The sequence below is a fragment of the Arthrobacter sp. cf158 genome, from assembly GCF_900106835.1.
GTDB lineage: Bacteria > Actinomycetota > Actinomycetes > Actinomycetales > Micrococcaceae > Arthrobacter.
Window position 1 is genome coordinate 95,642 of record NZ_FNNR01000001.1, and the last position, 15,357, is coordinate 110,998.

The following is a 15,357-nucleotide window of genomic DNA, read 5'->3' on the forward strand; positions in this document are numbered from 1 at the left end:
CCATGAGCATGGACCGCGTGGCCTGGAGCTCGCTGTACAACATCACCACTGCGAAGAGCGGCTCCAAGCCTTTCTCCAAGGAAACCCTGAAGCGGGTCATGGCTTTCGCTGCCCCGCATAAGGGCAAGCTCATTGCCTTCGTCATTGCCTCCATCGCCGGGGCGTTCCTGGCCGTCGCCACACCTGTGCTTGCAGGCCAGGTGGTGGATGCCATCATCGCCAATGCCGGTGTGGGCACGGTGATCTGGCTGGCCGTGCTGATCGCCCTCGTTGCTGTGGGCGAAGCGGGCGTTGGCCTGCTGACCCGCTGGCTGTCCTCCATTATTGGCGAGGGCGTGATCGTGGACCTGCGCACCAAGGTATTTGACCATGTACAGCGCATGCCCATCGCGTTCTTCACCCGGACCCGTACCGGTGCCCTGGTCAGCCGCCTGAACAACGACGTCATCGGAGCGCAGTCGGCCTTCGCCGGCACGCTGTCCGGTGTGGTCAGCAACGTGGTGGCGTTGGCCCTGACCCTGGTGGTCATGCTGAACACGTCATGGCTTGTGACCGTGCTGGCTATGGTGTTGCTGCCGATCTTCCTGATTCCGGCCCGGCGGATGGGTTCCAAACTGGCGGACCTCCGCCGTGAAGCAGCAGTGCATAACGCTGCGATGGGCACGCAGATGACCGAGAGGTTCTCCGCGCCGGGTGCCACTTTGGTGAAGCTGTTCGGGCGGCCAGACGAGGAATCTCGTGAGTTCGCCGCCAGGGCGGGCCGTGTCCGCGACATTGGCATCCGGACGGCCATGCTGCAGTTCACGTTCGTCACGGCACTGACCCTGGTGTCAGCGCTGGCCTTGGCTTTGGTCTACGGCCTGGGCGGTTGGCTGGCCCTGGGCGGCCAATTGGCACCCGGCGATGTGGTGGTCCTGGCACTCCTCCTGACCCGCCTTTACGCTCCGCTGACAGCCCTGTCCAACGCCCGGGTGGAAATCATGAGTGCTTTGGTCAGCTTTGAGCGTGTGTTCGAAGTCCTGGACTTGAAGCCGCTCATCAGCCAGAAGCCCGACGCCGTGTCCGTTCCGGCCGGGCCCGTGGCCGTGGAATTCGACGACGTCCGCTTCTCCTACCCCTCTGCGGACAAGGTGTCCCTGGCTTCCCTGGAAGAGGTGGCAACCCTGGACACCCGCGGTGGCGAGGAAGTCCTGCATGGTGTCAGCTTCCGGGTTGAGCCGGGCCAGACCGTAGCCCTGGTGGGCTCGTCCGGGGCAGGTAAGTCCACGGTGGCCCAATTGCTGTCCCGTTTGTATGACGTCGATTCCGGAGCAGTGCGTCTGGGTGGGCATGGTCCCGGCACGGGCGTCGATGTGCGGGATGTCCGTTTCGATTCCCTGCGCGACACCCTGGGCATGGTGACCCAGGACGGTCATTTGTTCCACGAAACCATCGCCTCCAATTTGCGGCTCGCCCGGCCGGACGCTACCGAAGACGACATGTGGGACGTGCTCCGGCGGGCACGGCTGGAGCCGATGATCCGGTCCCTGCCGGATGGGCTGGAAACCGTGGTGGGGGAGCGGGGCTACCGGCTCTCCGGTGGTGAGCGCCAACGGCTCACCATCGCCCGGCTGCTCATCAAGCAGCCCAAGGTTGTGATCCTCGATGAAGCCACGGCCGCGTTGGACTCCACCAACGAAGCCGCCGTCCAGGCGGCCTTGGGCGAAGCGCTGGAGGGGCGCACCGCCGTCGTGATTGCCCACCGCTTGTCCACCATCCGTGCGGCAGACGCCATTTTGGTGGTGGAGGACGGCAGGATTGTGGAGCGGGGTACGCACACTGAGTTGCTGGCCGCGGACGGCCGGTACGCCGAGCTGTACCAAACCCAGTTCGCCGAGGCCACCGCCGTGGCGCAGGAAGTGGTACCGGAGCTCTAGCCCCAGGTGAGCAGCGGGATGACGTGGTGGGTCAGCAGCGGCGCCAAGTCCGTGGGCAGGGACGCAGTGAGGTCCAGCCAGCGGATCTCCGCGATCTCCGCCGAGGGGTGGGCTTCCCAGGTCCCGGGCGCGGTGAACACAGTGGCTTCAATGTTCGTGGCTGCCTCATTGGCGGCCACCGCCAGCCAGACGCCCAGAGGCTCCAGCTGCTCCGGGGATACCTCGATGCCGACTTCCTCGGACAGCTCCCGGGCAGCAGCTTCAGCGGCGGTCTCGCCGGGCTCGGGCTTGCCGCCGGGGTGCATGAATTTGTCCGTCCCACGCTTGCGAACGGTCAACAAGTGGCCTTGGCGGTTATAGACGCAGACGGCGCTGACAACGATGAGGTCCGTGGCAGTCACTCTTGCCTCCCGGCGTTGATACGGACCAGATGCGATTCAAGGAGCAAATCCTTGGCTGGCCCGTGGACATCCCAGGCGAAGCTGAACGAATCGGGCCCCTCGTAGCTGTAGCTGACCCGGTAATCGTCGGGGTCACACCAGTGCTTGTCCTCATGGCCCTGCTCGGAGAAGCTCATCACGTGGAACGGCCTGCCGTCAGGGAAGAACACGTCCATGGATGCTGCGTCGCTGCCGGGCATGAAGAGGTATTCGCGGAAGGCCGGGCCGGAATGGCTGGGCCAGTGCATGGTGCCGTCTTCGCGGTAGTCCAGGCCGCCGTCGGGGTTCAGGGAATAGCGCACGACGCCGGTAAAGGTACCGCGGGTGCCGGAGGCGCGGTCCAGGAGGGTCCGCTCCACAGTCCAGCTGCCGGCCAAGTAGGCCCGCAAGTCCTGGGTGGGCTGCTGGTGGTTCAAGTGCCCTCGATTGGAATCGAACCAACGACACCGGCTTTAGGAGAGCCGTGCTCTATCCACTGAGCTACGAGGGCCTGTGTGTCCACGGCTCACCTTCCATTGCTGGAGCTCGAGGGCCCGGACACGACTACAAGCATACAAGCTGCCGGGGCGCTGCCCGAACACGGCTAGGCTGGCCAGCATGAAAGGGCACGTGACTGCAGCGGCACCGGCCGGTTCCTTCTTCCCCGACGTCCGGAGCATCAGGGCCAACATTGGCGGGTGGGCGCAGCTGAGCGTGGTCCAGTACTTCGTAGCCGAGGCCGCCGTTATTGAGGCGTGGGCTGGCCCGGAGCCCTACAGCAGGGCCACCGGGTACATCAGTGACCTCGGAGCGGTGTCCTGCGGCGTATATGAGGACAGGGCTGTTTGTTCGCCGCTGCACTGGCTCATGAACGCTTCATTTGTGGTTCAGGGCCTGGGCTTGATCCTTGGTGCGGTGTTCCTCACCGCGGGGCTCCTGTGCGTGGCGGCCCGGCCCGGGGCGGCGGCGCGGCGTTTCCGCGCGGTGGCCGATGAATCGTTGCCGACGCGCGTGCTGACTGTGCCGTGGATCCTGGCCGTTGCCATCCGCATCCTGACCGGAGTGGCCGGTGGTGGAACCGTCCTTGTGGGGCTGGTGCCGGAGGACCTGGGTTCTCCGTGGCATTTCGCCGGCGCGCTGATGTTCTTCATTGGCGGCGGGTTCGCACTGCTTCTGCTGGGTGTCCTGTGGTTCCGGCAGACACCCGTCAGTTGGTTCCTCACAGCGTGCGGTTTGCTGTGTATCGGCGCACTGATTGTTGGCGGACTCACAGGAATGGACGTGCCCCAGCCAGGAACGCTTGAACGGCTCATGGGTTACCCGGTGACCATCGGCCTGGCTGCTGCGGGCCTGGTGATCGCCCAGCGCGTCCACACGGAACGCAAAGAACTCAGGGCTACCCAGAGGCTCACCCGTGGACACCAGTGATCCGCGGCTGAAACTGCTGCGCCGGAAAGTACCGGGGTCTATCCTGTCGCTATGACGACGGCGGCTGGTCCGCGCGGCGGTGACCGCGGACTTCTGCCTGACCTCGCTGGGCGACGCGAGCTGGTTGGGGGTTGGGCAGCGATCACGCCCATCCACTACTTCGTGGTGGAAGCCGTGGCCATCGCTGCGTGGCTGGGCAGCCCGGGCTATGAGCGCCGGGAGCATGTCATCAGCGATCTCGGCGCGGCCTACTGCGGACCCTTCAACGGGTACCAGGTATGTTCCCCGCTCAACTGGCTGATGAATGCCTCGTTCGTGCTCCAGGGTGTGGCCATGATTCTTGGAGCAGTGCTGGTGAATACGGCTGTGCTGTCCATCGCAGCCCAGCCCGGTGCCCGCGTCATCAGCCCGCGGATGGCCGCAGGAGGCCTCAGGTCCACCGAATCATTTCCCTGGATTGCGTCCGCGGCCGTGAGGGTGCTGGTGTTCATAGCAGGCGTTGGCCAGGCCATGGTGGGCCTGGTTCCGGAGGACACGGACCTTTCACTGCATTTGGTGGGCGCCGGCATGTACTTCATCGCCGGCCCCCTGTCTCTGGCGATCCTTGGCGTCGTGTGGCGCAGGCACACGCAGATGTCCTGGTTCGTCCTGGTGTGCGGTGCGGTGTCCCTGGGAACCACCATCTACATCCTCGCCGTGGGATTGCGTGTGGAGGAGCCCGGCGCGATCGAACGCACCATGGCCTATCCCATCATCATGGGGTTATCCATGGTGGGCCTGGTGGTGGCACGGCGCGTGGCCCGGCAACGGAAAGCAGTCAGGGCTGCTTCGCGGTCTTCCGTCCCAGGAACACCGCAGCCACGCCGCACAGGAGGCTGACAAGGAACAGCACCCACGACGCGATGGTGAGGCCGGACGCCAAAGCCACCGAACCGGCGTCGGGCGTTTCCGCGGCCAGCATCGAATCAATGGCGACGTTGGACCATAGGTGGGCCACCGCGAACAACAGGGGAGCGGCCCACATGGCCCAGCGCCATGACTTACGGGCTACGTTGGTGCCGATCAGCAGAAGCCAGCTGAAGCCGAAGATCAGCGGGAACAGCGTGCCAGCCGTCTTGTGGACATAGTTCAACTGGCCACGGGCGGACTCGTCCATGGCATCGCGGAGCTGCGAAACATAGTCCTGGGAGAATCCGCCGATCAACGAATCCGGCATGGCCAGGCCGCCCGAAAGCTGCGTCATCTGGTTCAGGGTGAGCAGGTGCAGGTACCAAAACAGGAACAGGCTGGCCACCACTCCTGCGACGACTATGAGCTTGGAGTTGCTCTGCGCCTTCTGCGGGGTGCGCTGCGTAGTGGTGTTGATCACGGGAGGCAGCGAGTGATCAGGAACCACTGCCTTTGCTCCGTGCTTCTTGATGCGCTGGGCTGGTGTCTTGGCCATGTGATTCATTATCCCGCCACCTAAGCTGGAACCATGACCACCGGCAGGCACACAGCGACTGAACTTGATCCCGCACTCGACGATTACCAACTGGCCAGCGCTCTGGTCCGCGAAGCAGGCCAACTGGCGCTGCTCATGCGGATGGGCGGCCTGCAGGGCGAACGCAAAACCTCAGTGTCCGACGTCGTCACTGCAGCCGATCACGCAGCAGAGGCGTACGTCTTGGAACAGTTGCGGCGGTGCCGTCCTGACGACGGCATCCTGGGCGAGGAAGGTGCCTCCGTTGCCGGGACCAGTGGCCGCACCTGGGTGATCGACCCCGTGGACGGCACGTACAACTTCCTGCACGGCTCCACGTACTGGTGCTCGGCCATCGCCCTCAAACGGGACGATTCGGACCATGGGGGCAACCCGGTGGTTGACCCTGAAGTATTGCTCGGGGCCATCTACCAACCGGAGCTGGACAAACTGTGGCTGGGCGGACAGGAACACACCGCCACACTGAACGGTGAGCCCATCTCCGGTTCCGGGGACCGCTCCGTTGCCGACATCTGCGCAGCCACATACATCCACCCCACCTGGTTGGCTGATCCCCGCACGGCCATGCCCTGGCACGCCGCCGCCGTGTCCGCAGCGTCACTGCGCATGTTCGGCTCCGGCTCCTGCGATCTGGGCCGCGTGGCCGATGGCGAACTGGGGTGCTGGTTCCAGCACAGCTGCCCCGAATGGGACTGGCTGCCCGGGAAGGCGATTGTCCGTGCGGCCGGCGGGGACACCGCCGTCGTGAAGGTCAACGGTATGAACTGGTTCGTTGCGGGAGGCCCGACGGCGGTGCGCGAGTTAAGCGCCGCCCTCACCTCTGTTCCGCAGTTTGCTTAGCTCCTGACGCGGCGTTAACCCCTTCGGGTACCCCCGCGAAGCTGCACGGTTTGCCCTTGTTATTTTGCACCGGGAGGCGATTGCCTCCACGGTCTCAGCTGCAGAACAGCCCTGTTCTGCAGCGTTCGCAAGGGGGAAGTACTTGAACAGCAAGAGCAAGCTGTGGCCCACAGCCGTCGGCGTTACCGCCGTCTCGGCTTTGGCAATCGGCCTCGTGGCCGCACCTGCAGCAAACGCAGCACCCACTGACGTGATTTCCGTCGGCAGTGGCCAGATCATTGATGGCTCAGTCCTGGCCATCCCGAACTTCGCCGGCCTCGCAGCCAACGGCGCAGCCACGGCCGAGCAGATCGGCACTCCGCCGACGGGCCCGGCCATCATCGAAAACACCGACCCGCTGGACCTCAGCGCTGTCTTCGGCGTCGTTAACGTCGGCGCGGGCAACATCCCGCTCCTGCAGAACAACGGCATCATCCAGGTTGGCGCCGTCAGCCAGTACGGCAAGGCCGTCAACGACGGCTCCTCGGAAGCGTTCTCCGGTACCGTGAGCGGCGCTCCCGGCCTGGTGACCCTGCCCGCAGGCCTGCCCACCTCGGGCGACCCGGCCATCCCGGCAGCCCGGATCACTGCCGGCACTGCTGCCATCCTGGGCGGTGCCGACCTGGCCAACGTCACGCTGGACATCACCACCCTCGCGGCAGCAGCCAAGAAGGACCAGGGTGCAGCACCGCAGGGTGCCTACTCTGTTGCCGGTGTTTCGGCCCAGGTTGGCGGCACATTGGTCGAGGGCGTGGCGGACACCATCAACCCGCTGCTCAACACTGCCAACGTGGCGTTGACTGCTGTGGGTCTGCCCATCACCAACCCGCTGGCCAGCGGCGTCATCGAGATCACCGAGGCCGATCTCCTGGCTGCCGCCGGTGTTGCCGATCTGAACTCGCTGCCAGCAGGTACGGACCTTGTGTCCTTCCTGCCTGCTGCTGTGTCCACCAAGATCCAGAGCATCCTGGCCACCACCCTGGCCAGCACACGGGCCGCAGTTCAGGCTTTGCCGGACACGCTTCCGCCGCTGAACCTGCCCAACGTCGCGAAGACGACGGCCCTGCTTGCCGTCACCACCCTGGAGACGGCCATCAACGGCGTCGTCGGCGGCCTCGCAGCCAACCTCGTCACCCCGCTGGGCAACGCGCTGACCGCCCTGGTCTCGGCGAAGGTCAACATCCAGGAAACCGCACCGTCAGGCGCCTTCACCCAGCGCGCCCTGCAGGTGGGAATTGCCGGCGGCAGCATCGCCACCGTCAACCTCGCCAACGCCACTGTTGGCCCGAACCTTGACGCAGCGGCGATCCCGCTGGTCAACACCGACACCATGGCCATCAGTGGTGGCGTGGCCCTCCTGGCACTGCTCACCTGGCTGTTCGTCCGCTCGCGCCGCCGGTCTGCGGTAGTTGCTGCCTGATCGCCTTGAGCGCGTCACGCAACAGCGAAAGGAGAACGCCTTATGTACGGCCATAACTGGACTGCAGGCGGCACGGCAGCCGGCGGTACCGCCCTCGCTGTCACCGGTGCCCCAACCCTTGGTTGGGTCATCCTGGTAGGTGTTGCCCTGCTGATAACCGGCTTCGTGGTCCTGCGTAACAGCAGGCTCAAGGCTGCGAAGCGGGAAACGGGCCCCAACCCGTAGCACCACCGGCGGGGCGGCTCCTGCAAGAGCCGCCCCGCCACCCCAACTTTTTCGAACAGGCCCTTCGGCCTTGCCCAAGCATCGGACGTACATGTCGGTACTCGAATCCGCACAGGCGCTGGCTTTCGTGCTCCTGGTGGTTTTTCTGTCGTATATCCTCGTCATCCTGGTGCCGTTCCTGCGGCGCAAGCCTGATCCTGAGGGCGATCCCGGCACTTTCTCCTGGCATGTGTTCATCCCGTGCCGGGACGAGGAAGTGGTGATCGGAAAGACCCTTGAACTGCTCCGGGAAAAGTTTCCGGAAGCCCACGTCTGGGTAGTCGATGACGACAGTGATGACGCAACTGCGGGCATCGTCCAGGCCGCCTCGGACCGCGACAGCATGATTCACCTGGTGCGCCGCAGACGGCCACTCGCCCGAACCGGCAAGGGAGACGCCCTCAACGCCGCCTACCGGACCCTGGACGGCTGGCTGCCCGCCGCCGTCGACCGTTCTTCGGTAATCGTCCTGGTGGTCGACGCCGACGGCCACCTTGCGGACAACGCCTTCCGGCAAGCGGCTGGTCCGCTCGCCTTCGGCGACCCTGAAGTGGGTGCCGCGCAGACCGCCGTCTGGATGTCCAACCTTGAGGACCCCGCACTGACGGGCGGCCAAGGGCGTGAACGCATCAAGCGGGCGTTTGGCCGCTACCTGGTCCTGATGCAGGACATGGAGTTCCGCACCACCATCGCCGCCATGCAGTCCCTGCGGCGCCACACGCTGACCGTTGGCCTGGGTGGGAACGGCCAGTTCACCCGGCTGTCCGCTTTGGATGCCATCGCCAGGACGTCGGGGCAGCCGTGGCACGGCGCCCTCCTGGAGGACTATGAACTGGCCATCCACATCATGCTGGGCGGCTACAAAACCGTGTACATGCATGACACGCATGTGGCCCAGGAAGCCCTCCCTGACCTGCGCCGCCTCCTGACCCAGCGGACACGCTGGTGCCATGGGGGAATGCAGTGCAGCACCTACCTGAAGCGGATCTTCGAATCGCCGTATTTCAGCAACGTGGGGGCGATCGAGTCCAGCTACTTCCTGATTCAGCCGTTCATCCAGATTGTTGGCCTGGTCCTCTGGCCCACGCTGTTTGTCACCATGGTGGCGCAAGGCGCCTTGACCATGGGAAGCTTCGCGGCCTGGATCTCCGCGGCGTGGTTCATCATTCCGCTGATCTTCGCCACGGGCGTGCTGCCGTTCGCCCTGTGGGGACTCGTGTACAGGCGGCAGGTCACCCCTGAAAAGAACTTTATGCTGGGCGTGGTGTGGGGCCTTGGCTACTGGCTTTACATGTACCAGAACTACGTGACGGTGCTTCGGGCGACCTACCGCCTCATCACCGGCCGCCAAGGGTGGGCCAAGACCCGCCGCAACCATGAGTCCGACGTCAAACTCCTAGCGAAGGAAGCCTAATGGCAATGAGCGCCGATATCAGCGACATCAGCGTCCCCCGGGGACCTCGCGCCCTGCCAGTGCGGAAGGGCCGGGGAGGTGGCGTCATAGGGCTGCTTTTCCTTGCAGCGGCCGCCGTGGCCATGCTGCAGCAGGAGCACATCAGGGCAGCCGAAGCCTGGCTCATGGCCACCGTATTTGACGGCATCCTTGGTGGTGCCTCCTACAGTGTGGATGACATCATCTTCCACAACGTGGGCGGAGGCCAGCCCTACGCCCTCATGGTCACCGGGCTGTGCTCCAGCGCTGTGCTGCTGACGCCCATTGCCGGTTTGGCCGGAGTCCTTTTCCTCATGGGCCGCATCCCGGTGGCGCGGCTCATGCCCGCTGCCATCACAGCCTTGGTCATGGTGTCCGTCAGCAACGCGATCCGGTACTTCATGATCGCCGCCGCCCAACAGACCTGGGGGCAGCAGGGCTTCGACCTCATGCACCACTTCTTCGGATCCTTCGTGGTGATCCTGGGCTTCGTGGCAGCAATCATCGTCCTGGTGCGGGCCGCCGTCGTGCGCAAAGACCGCACCGCATCAAACCGCAAGGGCCGGCGTGCGTCATAAACTCCCCACCCTGTTCACGGCGTTGGTGGCCCTTGCGCTCACAGTGTCCGCCTGCGCATCCACAGATGCCACCGCGTCCTCCGACGGCGACTCATCCACTGTCTCCGTGGACAGCCCCACGGTGGGCCAGTGCCACTTGATCACCACACCCGAGGAATTCAGTGCCAGCAGTGACTCACGCCCACCACTTGCCTGTTCCGAGCCGCACACTTCACAAACGTTTTTGGTGACCACTGTTCCGCAGCCCCTCATGGGCCAGGCTGAACGCCCACTCCACGAGCAGCTTCAAAACCTCACCAACCGGCTGTGCTCTGCGGCCGAGTTGCGCAAGTACCTTGCCGGCACCGACCGGGACGCCACCGAAGGCATGGCGATCACGGGCTATTACCCCAGCCGCTCCGAGTGGGCCGCCGGAAGCAGGAGCGTCCGCTGCGATGTGCTGCTGGCCTCGCCGGGACAGGCTCCCCGGGAAACCACCCTTGACCTGAAGGGCGCGCTCGCCGGGCCGCACTCGGCACAGATCCGTCTTTGCTACGCCCAGGACATCAAAGACGGCGTGCTCAGCGCCGAAGGCACGGACACCACCTGCTCAGAGCCGCACACCACAGAAGACGTGAGCGCCTGGTTCGGTCAGGATGCCTCGCTGGTCAGTCTTGCGGCCCAGCAGGAAAAGTGCCTGCCGTTTGTCCTTGACTTCCTTGAAGTCGACGCCCTGCCGGCCAATGTGGAAGTACGGCCGATAGTCCGGATCGACGGCGGTGCCCGTGCGGTCCGCTGCGGCGTAGCGCCGCTGCAGGCCAGCCCGGAACCGTGGACTGGAACACTTGCCCCCTTGGGCGGAACTGCGAATGGGGGAGTGGCTAATGGTTGAGACCGAATCCGGCACGAAGAAGCCGGAGACGGAGGAGTTTGCGCCCGTTCCCGTGCGTTCGGGCAAGAGCCCCCAGCCCGGGCCGCTTCGCAGGCTTGCATCGTTCCTCGCACGCGTCTTCGGACCCGGAGAACTGACGCTCGGAGGTTTTCGCGCCCCCGCCATCCTTGCGGGTGTGGCGTCCGCGGCCGCCATGATGGTGAGGTTGTTCGTTCCCGGCCCCGTGGGCATGGGAGACCAAGGAGACGGACATGGGCTGGTCTGTTCCCTCGGGGTCAGCAATGACCGGCCGTGGGACTATTCGGAATTCACCAGGTTCATCTATCCAAGCTGGTCCCCGCACGATTTCGCTGGTGAGGCGTGCGGCGCAGTTGGCTCCGGGGAAGCTGTGTACTCGTCGCAGCTTGCGTTCCTGTGGTTGGGCAAGCTGATCACCCCGCTGTTTGGGTGGGGTTCCGGGGTGGACATGCGTGCCGTTGGGATTGTCTGCTGCCTGGTTTTTGGTCTCTTGATTGCCGCGTTGGTTGCCGTGCTCCCCGGCCGCGTCAGCTTCCGGATCCTCATCGCGGCGCTGGTAACCGCGGTGATGGCGGACGGCGTCTTTGCCGATTTCTTCATCTCCCCCTATCCCGAGCCCGCCGCGTTCCTGGGAACACTGGCCGTGCTGGTGGCCCTGTTGCACTACTGGAACGGCCGTGGAAACCGCTGGTTGGCCCTCCTGGGGGTGGTCGGGGCAACTATGTTCACCGTGGCTGCCAAGCCGGAGATGGTGTCCTGGCTGCCGGTGGTCGGCCTGGCGCTTTTGTGGCTGCCGCATGTTCCGCAGCGACGTTCGGGCCGGCGGGCGCCGGAAAACAACTGGTGGCGGCAACGGGTGGTGCCGTGTGCGGCGATCGTGGGCATTGCAGCGTTCGCGGTGGCGTTCCTTGCAGCCCAACCAAAGCGCACCCATGACCTGAACGTCTACAACGCGGTCTTCGCCGAGCTCCTGCCGCACAGTCCCGTTCCTGAGGATGATCTCAAGTGGCTGGGGCTTGATCCGGGCTTCCTTGCCGCGAGTGGCACCACCGTGGCATCGCCACGGTCAGCAGCGTTCAATCCGAAGTTCCAGGAATTCCAGGAACAGGTGGGGCCGGCGAAGTTGGCTGCCTTCTACCTCACTCATCCTGAACGGCTGATCGGGATGGGGGAACGCGGAGTCACTGCCATGCTCACGCCGGAGCTGGGGTACATCGGCTCGTTCATGGAAGGGCAGGGGCATCAGCCGTTCGACAAGGACCGCCGGTTCCCTGTGGTGCTGGGACTCTTCACCGCCCTGAAAGCGGTACCAGTGGCCTTGGTTGCCCTGCAACTGCTAACGCTTCTGCTGGGCTTCGCCGTCGCTTTCCGCAAGAAGGCGGCCGTGGGCCGGCTGGCAGTGGTGGTTGTGGTGGCCGGGTGGCTGCAGTTCTGGGTAGTCATGCTGGGTTCGGGACAGCCTGAGATCTACCGGCAACTCCTGCTGACGGGATTCCTTGCCGCCCTGTGCGTGCCACTGCTGGTTGCCCTGATCAGCATCCTTGCGTCGGAACCACGGAAGCTGGTCCAGCAGTCGCCCGAACTTCCGCTGTCAGAGCAAAACACCGCCACCCTACGTGATCCAGCCATCAGCGCTTAGCTGCTTCCGCAGGCTGATCACGTTGCTGAGCTTGATCCCGGCAGCTGAGTAGCGCTGCCTGATCCGGTGCAGGTGGGCTTTGACTGTTTGTTCGCTGATTCCCATCGTGTCCGCCACGCCGCGGACAGGAAGGGCTTCGCTTCCCAAGTAGAGTTCCGCGAGCCGTTGTTCACGGGGTGACAGCTTGATCCGTACCGGAGCCGTGTCCACCATGACGGCGGCGGCGTCGGGATGCACGTACTGCTCTCCGGCCGCTGCGGCCCGGACAGCTGTCTCTATATGAGCCGGTCCTGCGGCCTTCGGGACATAGCCTAGGGCGCCCGCGGCGTGGGATGCTCCTGCTTCCCATCCGTCCAGGGTGGTGGCCAGGACCACCACCCGGAGGCCGGCGTCCACGAGGCAACGGACGGCAGGAATCAGCTCAGTGTGGTGGTCCAGTGTGCCCAGGACGGCAACGCCTATGTCCTGTTCCCTGACACCTGCAGGTTGCAGGCCCGGTTGGATTGAGTTGAGTCCGGCGGCAACCACCAGGTCCGGGGCGTTGCAGCGCAACCAGGCGTCCAGGGTGTCGATCATCAGCTGATGGTGATCCACCACCAAGACACGGGTCACCATGTTTTCGGAGCCTTGACGGGGACCATGATGCTGGCGCCTCCTGGATCGGTGTGTACGCGGGGTGTACCCAATGATTCGAGTTCGTTCCACAATGCTGGGGTGCAGCGGTTAGGGTTCAGGTTGGTGACCCGCCACGTCACTAAAACGGTGGGTTCCACGTCCGGTTCCACGAAGATGTGGATTCGCCGCGGCCGGTGATCCATGGCGTTTCCGGTATTGCTGACGGGCGCGGCCAGCAACATGGTGGCGGCCAACGCGGCGGAGCGTGAGGCGTGCGGGATCCGGTCCACGAGGTCAGCTTCTGCCACCACCAGCACGGTGGACTCCAACCCGGCCAGCGCCAACGACTCTGTGAGCCAATTGGTGGATTGGGAGAGCATCAGTTGGCTCCGCAGCTGCCCGGCCAGGGCTTGGGCCTGCTCCGAAAGGTCAGGATCCAGGGGGACTCCCTGCGACGAAGCGACCTTGGCAAAGAGTTCCTGTATCTGCTGGTGGGTCTCCGCCAGGCCCTCTGCCCGCCGCGAGTCCCGGGTATGGGCCTGTTCGGTAAGGGTGTTGAGGGCTTCCAACGTTCGGCGCTCCATGGTGCCGTTCACGTGGCTGTGCAGGATAAAGACCCAGAGCCCACCCAAGAGCCCTGGAAGCAGCGTGATGAAGAAGATCAGGAGCCCTTCTCCTGAACCGAAGCGCGGAGTGGTGGCGTAGTAGGCGCCACTGAGGACTGAATTGGCAGCCACCAGGAGAAGAAATCCAAGGAGGTCCCAGCGCATCGACACAAGGAATACCAAAGCGGTGCCCAGCAGGACGTTCAGAGCAAGGGAAAGGTATCCGGAAGTGAGCGTCACGGACTGGGCCGTCATGGTGCCGGAGGCAATGGACGAGGCCAGCCAGATCAGCCGAAGATACGGCAGCTGCCGCCGGGGTGTCTTTGGATCCGATGCGATGCTCGCCATGGCGAATCCCAGAAGGTCGAAAGCCAGCGCCCCAAACCTCACATTGTCCAGGCGGCTGCCGTCCAGCGAGGCAGTATTGATGGCAAGGGACATGGCCCAGACAGTCAGGCTGGCGACGACCAGGACAGCACGGGAAACAAAAAGAGGACCCACTCCGCGTGCCGCGCTGAGGTGGGCGAGGCTCATGCCGCGTCCGCCTCGAGCACTATGGTGGTTCCACGGCCCACCGCGGACATCACCTTGGCCCGGCCACCCACGCCGCCCATCCGCTCCACCACCGAGTTCCGCACCCCAAACCGTTCCGCAGGGATGGTGGCGGGATCGAATCCGCGCCCGGCATCGCTGACCAGCACCGTCACCACCGAACCGGAACGGGAAACCAGCACGTCAACGTGGTCAGTTCCTGCGTGCCGTGCGGCGTTGACCATGCATTCCTCGGCGGCATCGATGATCGCCCATTGCGTTGCCGGCGGCAGGGTTCCGGCTTCACCGAAAACGTCCACCACGAACCCGTTCCGGCAATGATGGCGGGCCCTGTCAGTGAGCAGGACGGCCAGTTCACTGCAAGGTTCGACGGCGGCAGGGGCACCTTGGGTGCCCGCGGGAGCTTCTCCGGGTTCCCTCCCCGTCTGTGCGCCGGCGTCGCTGGACGTCGTCCGCAAACCCGGCCCGCCGGCGTCGTACGCGTTGGCCGTGAGCATGTCCCGCAATTCATCCGGTGCCGCCCCCACTCCGCCGCGGGCAAGGAGTGTCAGCGACCGCAACACCGTGTCATGCAGCACCCGCGCCTCCGCGGCGCTGGCATCGATCCTGGCACGTGCCACAGCTTGGGCAGCCGCTGATTCGGCCCGGACCTCCTGGTCCTTCCACCACGATTCCAGTGCTTTGGGAGCGGTGTACCGGACCACGAACATGACGTACCAGGCGCCGGCGACTATCAGCAATGTAGTGGGACCCAGGCCATGAACAGCGGAAGACATCAGCGTGTGCCCAAGAACCAGCACTGCCAGCAACCCTGTAAAGACGGCCGACCGCCAGGTAGCACGCAGGGACAATACCAGCGGTGAACTCGCGGCCAGCACCATGCTGTGCGCCAGGAGCAAGGAGTCGGAGTCTTGGCGGTAACTGACGCCGGCCAGCAGCTCGGAGAGGGTAATCAGGGCCAGAATGATCGCCATCCGAAGCGGCCACACATCGGTCCACCACATCGCCGAGAGGCAAACAACCAGGATCACCATCAGCACGGCCGCAACGGTGCCGTGCCATGGTGGTCCACTCATGGTGGGCTCCAGGTAGATCCAGGAAGCCGCGACAAACACGAAGCTCGCCACGGCTCCGCCACGAGCCAACGGGTCCGAGCGACCCTCCCCCGGCCAGCCTGCTTGCAGCCGGGTAATCCATGCCCCCATGAATGTCTCCCCCGAAACGTGTCACCTAAAATA

16 protein-coding genes and 1 tRNA gene are annotated in these 15,357 nt (G+C 64.7%); 10 read left to right on the forward strand and 7 right to left on the reverse strand.

Annotated features, from left to right (window positions below):
* Positions 1-2: 2 nt before the first annotated feature.
* Positions 3-1,916 carry an ABC transporter ATP-binding protein gene (locus BLW08_RS00480; RefSeq protein ID WP_091322741.1) on the forward strand — a complete coding sequence of 638 codons (1,914 nt, stop codon included), beginning with the start codon at positions 3-5 and terminating at the stop codon, positions 1,914-1,916.
* Here the strand turns inward: BLW08_RS00480 and BLW08_RS00485 are convergent.
* The 3 genes from BLW08_RS00485 to BLW08_RS00495 form a co-directional block, all read right to left on the reverse strand.
* The gene (locus BLW08_RS00485; RefSeq protein ID WP_091322744.1) at positions 1,913-2,317 is read right to left on the reverse strand and encodes an NUDIX hydrolase; all 405 of its coding nucleotides are present in this window, start codon (positions 2,315-2,317) and stop codon (positions 1,913-1,915) included. The genes BLW08_RS00480 and BLW08_RS00485 overlap by 4 nt on opposite strands.
* Entirely contained in the window at positions 2,314-2,772 is a 459-nt protein-coding gene (locus BLW08_RS00490; protein WP_090820395.1) for a DUF6314 family protein, read from the reverse strand. Before BLW08_RS00490 ends, BLW08_RS00485 begins: the two co-directional genes overlap by 4 nt.
* Before the next feature lies 1 nt (position 2,773).
* Positions 2,774-2,846 (reverse strand) — tRNA-Arg (locus tag BLW08_RS00495).
* A 107-nt stretch (positions 2,847-2,953) separates the two neighbouring features.
* On the opposite strand from BLW08_RS00495, the gene BLW08_RS00500 reads away from it, so the two are divergent.
* Both BLW08_RS00500 and BLW08_RS00505 read left to right on the forward strand, forming a co-directional pair.
* Positions 2,954-3,763, forward strand: a complete 810-nt coding sequence (locus BLW08_RS00500) for a DUF998 domain-containing protein (protein ID WP_091322747.1) — start codon at positions 2,954-2,956, stop codon at positions 3,761-3,763.
* 51 nt (positions 3,764-3,814) lie between these two features.
* Positions 3,815-4,642: a DUF998 domain-containing protein gene (locus BLW08_RS00505; protein WP_091322749.1), complete on the forward strand. Its 828-nt coding sequence runs from the start codon at positions 3,815-3,817 to the stop codon at positions 4,640-4,642.
* Here the strand turns inward: BLW08_RS00505 and BLW08_RS00510 are convergent.
* A complete protein-coding gene (locus tag BLW08_RS00510) occupies positions 4,581-5,207 on the reverse strand; it encodes a hypothetical protein (protein ID WP_090820389.1) in 627 nt (208 codons plus the stop codon). The genes BLW08_RS00505 and BLW08_RS00510 overlap by 62 nt on opposite strands.
* A gap of 33 nt (positions 5,208-5,240) precedes the next feature.
* Here BLW08_RS00510 and BLW08_RS00515 point away from each other — a divergent pair, with 33 nt between their 5' ends.
* From BLW08_RS00515 to BLW08_RS00545, 7 genes are all read left to right on the forward strand, one after another.
* Positions 5,241-6,086, forward strand: a complete 846-nt coding sequence (locus BLW08_RS00515) for an inositol monophosphatase family protein (protein ID WP_090820387.1) — start codon at positions 5,241-5,243, stop codon at positions 6,084-6,086.
* A 142-nt stretch (positions 6,087-6,228) separates the two neighbouring features.
* A complete protein-coding gene (locus BLW08_RS00520) occupies positions 6,229-7,545 on the forward strand; it encodes a PVV-CTERM domain-containing choice-of-anchor G protein (RefSeq protein ID WP_091322751.1) in 1,317 nt (438 codons plus the stop codon).
* A gap of 42 nt (positions 7,546-7,587) precedes the next feature.
* Complete coding sequence (locus BLW08_RS00525) at positions 7,588-7,770, forward strand: hypothetical protein (protein ID WP_090820384.1); 183 nt, start codon at positions 7,588-7,590, stop codon at positions 7,768-7,770.
* 91 nt (positions 7,771-7,861) lie between these two features.
* Positions 7,862-9,223 carry a glycosyltransferase family 2 protein gene (locus BLW08_RS00530; RefSeq protein ID WP_091322753.1) on the forward strand — a complete coding sequence of 454 codons (1,362 nt, stop codon included), beginning with the start codon at positions 7,862-7,864 and terminating at the stop codon, positions 9,221-9,223.
* 5 nt (positions 9,224-9,228) lie between these two features.
* Positions 9,229-9,819 carry an exosortase S gene (gene xrtS, locus BLW08_RS00535; protein ID WP_175538525.1) on the forward strand — a complete coding sequence of 197 codons (591 nt, stop codon included), beginning with the start codon at positions 9,229-9,231 and terminating at the stop codon, positions 9,817-9,819.
* Positions 9,809-10,690 (forward strand): septum formation family protein, encoded by an 882-nt coding sequence (locus tag BLW08_RS00540; protein ID WP_091322757.1) that lies wholly within the window; start codon positions 9,809-9,811, stop codon positions 10,688-10,690. Before xrtS ends, BLW08_RS00540 begins: the two co-directional genes overlap by 11 nt.
* Positions 10,683-12,347 carry a glycan biosynthesis hexose transferase WsfD gene (locus tag BLW08_RS00545; protein ID WP_091322759.1) on the forward strand — a complete coding sequence of 555 codons (1,665 nt, stop codon included), beginning with the start codon at positions 10,683-10,685 and terminating at the stop codon, positions 12,345-12,347. Before BLW08_RS00540 ends, BLW08_RS00545 begins: the two co-directional genes overlap by 8 nt.
* Here the strand turns inward: BLW08_RS00545 and BLW08_RS00550 are convergent.
* Genes BLW08_RS00550 through BLW08_RS00560 form a run of 3 tightly spaced genes read right to left on the reverse strand, consistent with a single transcriptional unit; the run spans position 12,321 to position 15,324 of the window.
* Entirely contained in the window at positions 12,321-12,962 is a 642-nt protein-coding gene (locus tag BLW08_RS00550; RefSeq protein ID WP_091322761.1) for a response regulator transcription factor, read from the reverse strand. The two genes, BLW08_RS00545 and BLW08_RS00550, sit on opposite strands and share 27 nt — an antisense overlap.
* A complete protein-coding gene (locus tag BLW08_RS00555; RefSeq protein WP_090820373.1) occupies positions 12,956-14,101 on the reverse strand; it encodes a hypothetical protein in 1,146 nt (381 codons plus the stop codon). The genes BLW08_RS00550 and BLW08_RS00555 overlap by 7 nt, the downstream gene beginning before the upstream one ends.
* Positions 14,098-15,324 carry a sensor histidine kinase gene (locus BLW08_RS00560; RefSeq protein WP_091322763.1) on the reverse strand — a complete coding sequence of 409 codons (1,227 nt, stop codon included), beginning with the start codon at positions 15,322-15,324 and terminating at the stop codon, positions 14,098-14,100. The genes BLW08_RS00555 and BLW08_RS00560 overlap by 4 nt, the downstream gene beginning before the upstream one ends.
* Between the last annotated feature and the right edge of the window lie 33 nt (positions 15,325-15,357).